The organism is Tractidigestivibacter sp., from assembly GCF_057241865.1.
In genome coordinates, this window is the sequence record NZ_DBHHPX010000058.1 from 926 (window position 1) to 10,089 (window position 9,164).

The following is a 9,164-nucleotide window of genomic DNA, read 5'->3' on the forward strand; positions in this document are numbered from 1 at the left end:
GCTGCCGACAAGCCCAATGGGCATCGCGGTCCCCAAGGGCACGTAGCCGCATCCTGGGGTGATGGCCACAAGACCAACGACAAGCCCTGTGCAGGCGCCCACAAGCGTAGGCTTGCAATCGAAAATCACGTCCATGAGCATCCATCCCAGCTCGGCAGAGGCGGCGGCAAGCGCGGTGGTGGCAAAGGCGTGCACGGCAAGCCCGTAATGAGGGCAGGCGTCATGAACAGAACAATGCTGAGCAGATCAGCACGAAAGAGGTATCTGCGCCACTCATGTCTCCCCCAGTCGGCAACAAACGGTGGAGGCGCGGATGTCTGGCGGCGGCGCGCCCCCGCGAGGGCCGCCGCTTGTCAGCATCCAATATAGGCTTTGTCATCTTGTGTCAGACGAGTTGCCTTGTAGACCCAGATGGGTTACGAGTGATGACGGAAGGCCAAAAACAGCGAGGACACATTGAAGGGACAGATATAAGAACACTTGTACTGTTTAGGCATGTGGTATAGACTTGACAGAACATTAGTTCTCATATTACGGCACGTGAGGAGGATGCGATGGACAGGCTCACCAAGCTCGGAATCCTCGCTGAGGCCGCACGCTTTGATGCCGCCTGCACCTCCTCTGGCGTTACGCGCGGACCACGCGAGGGTATGGTGGGCGATGCGTGTGCGAGCGGGCTCTGCCATTCCTTCTCGGCAGACGGACGTTGCATCACCCTGCTCAAGGTGCTCATGTCAAATGCCTGCAGCTATGACTGTGCCTACTGCGTCAACCGTCGCGGGGCCAGCTGCCCTAGAGCCACGTTTGAGCCACGCGAGCTTGCGGAGCTCACGGTCGACTTCTACAAGCGCAACTACATTGAGGGGCTGTTCCTCTCATCGGCGGTCCTAGGCAACCCAGACAACACCACAGAGCGCATGATTGCCTGCCTGGAGGCACTTCGCGGAGAGCTGCGCTTTAACGGTTATGTCCATGCCAAGGTGATACCCGGTACGTCTACCGAGCTTGTCGACCGTCTGGGACGCTTTGCCGACAGGCTTTCTGTGAACCTGGAGCTTCCCAGCAGGACGTCGCTTGCAACGCTTTGTCCTGACAAGGACGCGCACTCCGTCATGGCACCCATGGCTCAGATTGCCACTACGCGTCATACGGAAGAGCAGGCACTGCTCGACTCCCCTGCCGGGAAAAAGGCACTCGCGAGGAGGCGGAGGGGAATCTCGGGTCCGGCTTCCGAGGGCATGCGCGTCACTTCGGCTGGTTCCCGTTACACACTTGGCAGGCCCGCGAGCGCCGTGCCCAACGCCCTTCGCACGTTTGCACCCGCCGGACAGTCCACACAGATCATCGTAGGGGCATCTCCCGAGGACGACAACCACATCCTGCAGCTCTCGAAGTCCCTGTACGACCACTACGGGCTCAAGCGCATTTTCTTCTCGGCATACATGCCCATGGTCGAAGACAGCCGTCTGCCAGACCGTGAGACGCCTGTGCCACTGCGCAGGGAGCATCGGCTCTACCAGGCAGACTGGCTCATGCGCTATTACGCCTTCGCGCCTGATGAGCTTGCAACGCCCAGCCATCCGTGGCTCGACCTCGACGTTGACCCAAAGCTTGCCTGGGCACTCGCCCACATGAACGCCTTCCCCATTGAGATCATGGATGCCTCGCTTGAAACGCTGCTGCGCGTTCCCGGCATTGGTCCGGTTGGGGCACGGCGCATCCTTGCAGCACGGCGAGCGCGACACCTCTCCTTCGATGACCTACGCGGGCTTGGAGTTGCGCTCAAGCGGGCGCGATTCTTTGTGACCTGCAGAGGCAAGCGCGATCTAACCGCGCCTCTCGATCCGGAACTCATTCGCCAGAAGGTGGTGAGCGATGCCGCAGGAAGCAAGTACAACACAACCAGACGTCAGGCAGAGGGGCAGCTCAGCCTCTTCTAGGTCATGTGTTCCAGAGATTGCCCCCAATGTCACAGATTGCGCGGCACGCGAGGTCTCGGCAGCGCTGGGGCAAGGGCAGGCCGTTGTCGTATGTTGCGAGCGCACCACAGAGTCAGTGCTTGCCGCTGTGGGCGTGACCTACCTCGCGCACGCTGATCCATGCCGCATTCGGTTGGTTGCCGTCAATGAAGCACAGCCACGGCTTGGCGAGAAGGTCGTGACCCTTGGGGACGATAGGGACGGGACCGTGGTCGCGCTGGCACGGCGGGTGTTTGCCGGCTTCGAGGAGAAGTGTGGCAGGTCCTGCTCAAGGCGAGTTGTTCTCGCCTGCGCCGCGGACGAGCCCGGCATGCCGGAAGTGGTCCATCGCTACATGAGGCTGGGCTTCTCGATGGGCAAGCGCCTCTATGAGGACGTCGCTGCACCTGAGGCGATTGTATTTGCCAGCCTGGTACAGCGCGTCTCGACGGAGTGCGAGCACACGCGGCAGTTTGTCCGCTTCGTCAAGATTCCCGACGGCACCTTTGTCTCTGTCTTCGAGCCCGCCGAGAACACGTTGCCGCTCGTGGGGGTTCACTTTTCTCGTCGCATGCGAGAGGATCGCTTTGTGATTGTGGACCCCAGGCACCTGGTGGCCATCTTCCATGAGCCGGAAGCCACTGCCTGCGCCGTAGTAGGGCTCGATGAAGACACTGCGGCCACCCTCGCATCGCGCGTGAACGAGGCCGACGAGCGCGAGCAGCTTGTCCAAGCGCTCTGGCAGCGCTTCTACCGGGCAATGGAACTTCCTGGCCGGGGAGCTGCCAGTCGTGGTTATGACCCGCGAGCCGCCTGGATGCCCAAGCGCTTCTGGCACGGCCTGCCGGAGCTTAACCCCAAGCCTTGAGTAGCTGCCTGGTGATCTTGACACGTAGGCCGTCACGGTGTGGCCCTCGCCTGCCCAAGTCCGTCATGGCTCCTCTCGCTGATCCCGAAGGACTCTCTCGAAGCGCCACGGCCTCCTGCGCTCGACCTCCTCGGCCACGAGGCCGCACACGTACTCACCGAGGCTCACCCCCGCCCTCGCTGCCTGCTCGGACGCCACCCGTGCCGTCTCCCCAGACAGCTCCACAGAGACCATCACGGCCCCGTCATCACGCGCCATGCGCCCGCACCTCTTCCCTATCCGACCCCAAGCAGCTTATCGGCCAGGGCGGCGCGGGCGTACGCGCTCGTGCTCATGCCCGCGCTCTTGGCCTCACGCTCGACCGCCCGCTTCATACCGACCGGAACCTTGATCGAGATGACCGCCGTCCCTTCGGTCGAGAGCGGGGGGCGCCCGTGCACGACGCCGCCCACGGTGCGCTCCCCTTCCGGGAACTCCCCACGCTCGTAGGCGTCGCACCAGCCGTCAATCATCTCTTCGGTTATCTCCTGGCCGTTGGCCGCGGCCCACTTCCTCCCGCTCATCGCAACCTCCTTTCGGTAGCCTCTATCTCCATCGCAGACTTCCTCTGCACAGGCGTCATGGCGTGTATCACGAGCCAACCAGAGACCGTCTCGACCGCTATCAGCTCAACGTCGCTCCCGTCAGCCAGCCAGCCGACCATGAGCCATCTGGGAGGCTCCTGAGGGCTCTGGCGCATGATGCTCTTCGTCACCGACCCCCATGCCTGAAGCACCTCCCCGCGGCTCAGGTGCTTCAGGGCGTTCGGGTGAATCTCCGGCTCCATCACACCCCTTTCGTCATATCGAAAGTATACCATTTTAAGGATACAAAACCACGACAAGCAAAGCCCATCGGGAGCAGCGCGGCGTCGCACCACTCCCAACGGTATGCAAGATGTAGGAAGCGTACGTACAAACTCCACTGAAGTGGAGTTTGTACGTACGCTTCCTACATCTTGCCCCGGCGACGGGGATTATGACGTGGCGACACGTCACCGAGGGTCAGCTGCGCCAGACCTCCCGCAGCCTCCGCCACCGGCTCTTCTGCTCGGCAGACCCAATCGCCTTGCTGCGCTCCTAGGCGTACAGCACCTGCGCGACCTTGGCCGTCTCCTGCACCGCAGCAAGGGCATCCTGGAGCCGTTTGATTACCAGTCAGATTGACACTGCTCCAAAACAGAATCCAAGGCATGTTTCAGCTTCCACCTTGAAAGGAGCCTTGGATGAAGAAGACCAGTGGGGCTGCGTGGCCCCCGTATAAGGAACGGAAGGCACGGGAGGCCTCATCGGCCGCCTCAGGGCATTCGCCCTCTCGGCGCTCCTCGTCGTGAGCCAGGTACTCGGCCTCCTCGGGACCGCACTCGCGCCGGTCTCGGCATACGCCGCCACCCCCGTGCCCGACTCGGTGACGGTCGCGGACGTCGAGGCATACTCCTCGGGCACGGGCATGACACCCTCGCACAGGTTCGTCGACGCCAACGGCGTAGTCACCTACTGCGCCGACGAGGCTCTCGCCACCCCGAGGGTGGGACAGACCTTTAGCGGACGGCCGGCCTCTCCACAGGAGCCACCGACGTCTCCTTCGTCGTCGACACCACCGCCCTCGGGGCAAGAGGCTCGTCGCCTTCGAGAGGCTCTATGACGGCGAGGACCTCCTCGCCTCGCACGAGGACCTGACTGACGTGGGCCAGACCGTCGAGGTCCCCGAGGTCCGCACCACGCTCCAGGGAGACGCGGGCCACGAGTCCGACGCCACCCCCGAGACCGTGACGCTCACCGACACGATTTCCTACAAGGGCCTCAAGGCCGGCACCACCTACGCTGCCACGGGCACGCTCCACTACGTCTCCGCGGACGTCACCGATGCCGGCATCGTGACCGACGCGCCGACGGCAAGGAGGGCACAGCCACCGCGACCTTCACCCTCGAGGCGTCCGAGGGCACCGTGGACGTGACCTTCACGTTCCCCACCCCCCGAAGGCCTAGCTGGCAGGAAGGTCGTGGCCTTCGAGGAGGGCATCCAGGGCGGCCGCCGCGTGGCGGTCCACGCCGACGTGGCCGACGAGGACCAGACCGTCACCTTCCCCAAGGTCGAGACCACGGCCTCCGACAAGGCGGACGGCGACCACCAGGTCGAGTGCACGAACCTCGTGCCCGGCAAGGAGTACACCGTCGACGGTACGCTCCGCCTGGTCGCAGATGACGGCACCGATGCAGGTGTCCTCTCCGACGCCAGCGGCAACAAGGTGGCAGCATCCAAGACCTTCACCCCCGAGGCCGCCGACGGCTACGTGGACCTCGAGTTCACGTTCGACGCCTCAGGTCTCGTCGGCCGCAAGGTCGTGGCCTTCGAGGAACTCTCGACCGCAGGCGTCCGCGTGGCCACGCACGCCGACATCACCGACGAGGACCAGACCGTCGAGGTCAAGACCCCACCGGCCACGGGCGAGCGCCTGCCCAACACGGGCCAGGACCCCATCGCCCTCGGCCTCGTCGCAGCCGGCCTCTCCACCGGGGCCTACGCCCTCCGCAGGGTGCGCCGCCACGACAATGCCGAGTAGGTGCGCGTAGGACAGCCGTCCAAGGTCTGGGGGAGGCGACGCGAGCGTCGCCTCCCCCTCGTTCCCAAGGGGATACGAAATGGGAAAGAGGACCTCCCCTGCATCCGTCGCGCTCGCCGTCATGGCGGCATTGCTCGTAGGTGCGGGTGCCTGGATGCTCGCTCGTGACGCGGGGGCAGGCGAGGGCGTCCGTGCGCTCGCCGAGGAGTACGGGCCCAACGGGATGGCCGGGAATGCCAGCCAGGTCAACGTGGGTACAGGCGGCATCGGCTGGGCCTCGCTCGAAGCGGAGAACTCTGACGCCATCGCGTGGCTCGCCGTCTCGGGCACCTCGGTGGATGTCCCCGTCGTGCAGTCGAGCCCGGACAACTCTGACCGCTACCTCTACCGCGACTTCTGGAACGCCTGTCCTATATGTTCCACGACCTCTCGGATGCCTACGAGCAGGGCGCCTTCGACGCCATCGGCGACGCATCCTGGGCGACGCCCGCGGGAGCGACAAGCTTCCACCCCCTGTGCTCCGCCTCGGTCCACCAGGACGACCCCGACTGGCAACACACGTCCTTCGCGGGGCCCGAGGGGATGCGCGACTGGCTCGCCTGGGCCTGCGACAACTCGACGGTGCGGGCAGAGGGGTACCAAGGGCTCGCCTCGTCGGCCACCCGCACGCTCGTCCTCGTCACCTGCAACGGGCGGCCCTTCCACCCGGACACGCGGACGGTCACGGTGTTGGTGGCGGGGTGAACCCTAACCCCCAAGGGCGCCCCCGTCGCCATCGGCGCCAGCATGGGCGGCGCGCCACCGCCCGGCAACCCTAGGCAGTTGCCACCCGGTGGCCAATGGTGTACAGTAATCATACAAAAACAGTAGGCATGTGCGAAGGATGTCGCCTTTGAAGCAGACCGAGTGCGTTAAGGTCCTCGCGGGGACCGGACGGAGGGTGTTCTTGAAGCGTGACCTGGCGCGTCTGCTGGGTCATGGAGGGGACGTCGCGACGGACAAGACCGTCTCGAGGCTCGTCTCGTCGGGACTGCTCGAGCGGGTCTGCCGCGGCGTATACAGGTTCCCGCTGGCGCCGCCCGTGCCGGGCGTGGCCGACGTCTACCTCGTCGCCTCCGCGCTTCGCCGAGGACAGTACGTGTTCGAGAGTCTCGAGACCGCGGCGTCCGAGTACGGGCTGATCTCGCAGGTCCCCCTCGGTGCTCTGACGCTCATGACCACCGGCAGGGAGGGCACGTTCGACACGGCCTGCGGGACTATCGAGTTCGTGCACACCAAAGCGTCGGTCCCCGAGATCCTTGCGAACACCGTCGCGCGTCCCCGATGCCCCGTCCGCGTCGCCACCGAGGACTACGTCGTGCGGAACCTGAGGCGCTGCGGCCGCAGCGCCGACCTTCTACGGGAATCGAGGCAACCCTGATGAGCTTGCGCATAGGGGGCGACGGGCTGGCATCCATCGTGGCCTCCGTCACGTCCCGGCCAGACATGGGACTCATGGGTCCGGCAATAGGGAAGGAGGTCGTCCACTATGCGGTCTTCGACTACCTCGACGAGCTGGGGTACCTCGACGACCTCGTCTTCCAGGGCGGCACCTGCCTTAGGGACTGCTACGGCTCCCCCAGGCTCAGCGAGGACCTCGACTTCAACGTCCCCCCGGAGTTCGACTTCGCGTCGCTCGCCGAGATGGGCAATGGCTTGGCACGGTCGCTCGGAGACGCGTTCGAGCTGCGCGTGCGCGTGAAGGAGCCGAGTGTGCGCCGCATGGGCCCCGCCTCGGGAATCCCAATCGCCAAATGGGTCGTCTCTATCGAAACCGACCCGCAGGACAGCTCCCTGCCACTCCAGAGGATCAAGCTCGGGGTCGCGAAGGCCCCGGCCCACGACGTGCTCGACCGCTTCCTGCTCGTGAACTACGAGCAGCTTCCTGAATCGCTCGGGGACATCGTCATCAGGGCCGAGTCGCCGGAGGAGATATTTGCGGATAAGGTAGTCTCGTTCGCGGCCTCGAGCTACCTCAGGTACAGGGACATCTGGGACCTCAAGTGGCTCGCCACCCGGCCGGGGCTGGACAGGGGGCTTGCGGAGAGCCTCGTAGGCCTGAAGGTCGAGGACTACGGCATCGGGGAGACCTGGCGCGCATGCGTCGCCACTGCACGCGGGAAGCTCTCGGATGCTCTCGAGGCGGAAGGCTTCGTCGACGAGATGTCGCGGTTCCTGCCGAGGCGCGAAGTGGCACGAACCGCAGGCAGGCGGGCCTGGGTCCGCGCTACCGTGGGTGTGATTGGCGGCATCTACGACTCCCTCGCCTCCCATAGCCAGCAGCACACCAGGCGCGGCGGTGCGCGGATACGATGACCTCGCCGCCGCCTCGGGGCTCGGTCGCACTTGGGCCGCGGTGGCCGGAGACAGGCGCACGCTATAGTCCGATGAGATACCTGGAGCCCATACGTGACGAGCACCACCTTGTCGCGAAGGTGGGCAGATGCCCCGAGCGCGTGCGGGCACGCCTTCGACAAGATGCGGGTGGCAATCGAGTCCGGGAGGTCGTGCCGATGACTGGCCCGAGCAGCATCGCCCGTACCGACGCCGAGAGTGCAGGATGCCATCGAAATCGAGAGGTTACATGACATGACGTCTGCTGGCAGGAGCAAGCGATGCAGTCGGCGTTCCTGAGGGAAGTCGTGGCATACCTGGGCGGCACGCTGGCCGGACGCTACGCCCTGATCTACGAGGCCACAGCCATGGCATACGGCCTCGGCGCCGCCGTCGTCCCAGCTGCCGTCGACGTGCTCGTCGGTGACGAGGGCAGCGGCAGGCCCTCGGGGTCGTTCGAGGGCATCCCCCTGCGGGTGTGGGCCTACGTCTCAGGGATTACGCTCGATGACGACTCGCTCGTGTGGAATCTTGACTACGGGGTCTACGTGCCCCGGCCGGAGCTCACGCTGGAGGCGATCGAGCCGTGAACTGGCTGGGTTCGTTCGACACGGATTTGCGTTTGCTACCGAAAGCCCCTGCCTGATGGTGTCCCCATCCTAGCCTTCCCGCATCCCGCTACGCCACCCTCCGGCTGATGCCGGTGTAATACCAGTCCGCCGGCGTCTCGCATCCCAGCGACTGGTGGATGCGACGGTCGTTGTGGTAGCCCGCGAACTCGGCCACGAGGCGCTCCAGCCCCCTGGGCGTGGAGCACTCGTGCGTCCTCAGCCACTCCGGCTTCAGGCTTCTGAACCGCCTTTCCGTCAGCACGTTGTCCCTCCAGCGGGCCCTGCCGTCCATGCCCTGCGTGACGTGGTTGGCGGCGAGGAGCCCGGCATACTGGTCCGCGCCGAAGACCGAGCCCTGGTCGGAGTTCGTGACCGAGGGGGTGCCGTGCTCGCGGGAGGCGTCCTCCACGCACCTGACGACCTCCTCGGCGCGCATCGCGTCCGACAGCCTCCAGCCCACTATGCAGCGGCCGTGCCAGTCGGCCATGGCGGTCGGGCACATGTGGCGCCCCCCTATCTGGACGTAGGCTATGTCGGTCGACCACACCTGGTCGGGGAAGTCGGCCCTCTTGCCGCGCAGCAGGTGCGGGAACCTCCTCGAGGCCCTCGACGGCCTCGAGGGCGACGGCGGCGGGCAGCAGGGGCGCACGCTCGTCTCGCGCATGAGGCGCGTGACGCGCCAGCGGCTCGCCTCGAGGCCCTCCGTGCGCAGGACCAGCGCCACCTTCCTCGCGCCGTAGGGGGGTTGTCCA

General features: G+C 65.4%; 10 protein-coding genes and 2 pseudogenes. 6 read left to right on the top strand and 6 right to left on the bottom strand.

Going from position 1 to position 9,164, the window contains the following annotated elements; genetic code table 11:
• Positions 1-195 (bottom strand): annotated as a pseudogene (locus ACO59D_RS12250) (ammonium transporter); the annotation flags it as partial.
• A 359-nt stretch (positions 196-554) separates the two neighbouring features.
• Here ACO59D_RS12250 and ACO59D_RS12255 point away from each other — a divergent pair.
• Together ACO59D_RS12255 and ACO59D_RS12260 are read left to right on the top strand one after the other, a co-directional pair.
• Positions 555-1,940, top strand: a complete 1,386-nt coding sequence (locus ACO59D_RS12255; protein ID WP_485127220.1) for a putative DNA modification/repair radical SAM protein — start codon at positions 555-557, stop codon at positions 1,938-1,940.
• Positions 1,876-2,826, top strand: coding sequence for a TIGR03915 family putative DNA repair protein (locus ACO59D_RS12260; protein WP_485127221.1), 951 nt, complete (start codon positions 1,876-1,878; stop codon positions 2,824-2,826). The genes ACO59D_RS12255 and ACO59D_RS12260 overlap by 65 nt, the downstream gene beginning before the upstream one ends.
• Before the next feature lie 63 nt (positions 2,827-2,889).
• Here ACO59D_RS12260 and ACO59D_RS12265 read toward each other — a convergent pair whose 3' ends face one another.
• The 3 genes from ACO59D_RS12265 to ACO59D_RS12275 are packed head-to-tail and all read right to left on the bottom strand — an operon-like array spanning position 2,890 to position 3,652.
• Positions 2,890-3,084, bottom strand: a complete 195-nt coding sequence (locus ACO59D_RS12265; RefSeq protein WP_485127222.1) for a hypothetical protein — start codon at positions 3,082-3,084, stop codon at positions 2,890-2,892.
• A 17-nt stretch (positions 3,085-3,101) separates the two neighbouring features.
• Complete coding sequence (locus tag ACO59D_RS12270; protein WP_485127223.1) at positions 3,102-3,389, bottom strand: hypothetical protein; 288 nt, start codon at positions 3,387-3,389, stop codon at positions 3,102-3,104.
• Positions 3,386-3,652 carry a hypothetical protein gene (locus ACO59D_RS12275; RefSeq protein WP_485127224.1) on the bottom strand — a complete coding sequence of 89 codons (267 nt, stop codon included), beginning with the start codon at positions 3,650-3,652 and terminating at the stop codon, positions 3,386-3,388. The genes ACO59D_RS12270 and ACO59D_RS12275 overlap by 4 nt, the downstream gene beginning before the upstream one ends.
• A gap of 834 nt (positions 3,653-4,486) precedes the next feature.
• Here ACO59D_RS12275 and ACO59D_RS12280 point away from each other — a divergent pair.
• A pseudogene (locus ACO59D_RS12280) lies at positions 4,487-5,428 on the top strand (VaFE repeat-containing surface-anchored protein); the annotation flags it as partial.
• A 437-nt stretch (positions 5,429-5,865) separates the two neighbouring features.
• Here the strand turns inward: ACO59D_RS12280 and ACO59D_RS12285 are convergent.
• Positions 5,866-6,186, bottom strand: coding sequence for a hypothetical protein (locus tag ACO59D_RS12285; protein WP_485127225.1), 321 nt, complete (start codon positions 6,184-6,186; stop codon positions 5,866-5,868).
• A 134-nt stretch (positions 6,187-6,320) separates the two neighbouring features.
• Here ACO59D_RS12285 and abiEi point away from each other — a divergent pair, with 134 nt between their 5' ends.
• From abiEi to ACO59D_RS12300, 3 genes are all read left to right on the top strand, one after another.
• On the top strand, positions 6,321-6,848 hold the full coding sequence (gene abiEi / locus ACO59D_RS12290) for a type IV toxin-antitoxin system AbiEi family antitoxin (protein WP_485127226.1): 528 nt from the start codon (positions 6,321-6,323) through the stop codon (positions 6,846-6,848).
• The gene (locus ACO59D_RS12295) at positions 6,848-7,783 is read left to right on the top strand and encodes a nucleotidyl transferase AbiEii/AbiGii toxin family protein (RefSeq protein WP_485127227.1); all 936 of its coding nucleotides are present in this window, start codon (positions 6,848-6,850) and stop codon (positions 7,781-7,783) included. The genes abiEi and ACO59D_RS12295 overlap by 1 nt, the downstream gene beginning before the upstream one ends.
• Positions 7,784-8,082: 299 nt before the next feature.
• Positions 8,083-8,391, top strand: a complete 309-nt coding sequence (locus ACO59D_RS12300; RefSeq protein WP_485127228.1) for a hypothetical protein — start codon at positions 8,083-8,085, stop codon at positions 8,389-8,391.
• Positions 8,392-8,479: 88 nt separating this feature from the next.
• Here the strand turns inward: ACO59D_RS12300 and ACO59D_RS12305 are convergent.
• Positions 8,480-9,164: transposase (locus ACO59D_RS12305; RefSeq protein WP_485127229.1), on the bottom strand; the 685-nt coding region annotated here is incomplete at its 5' end.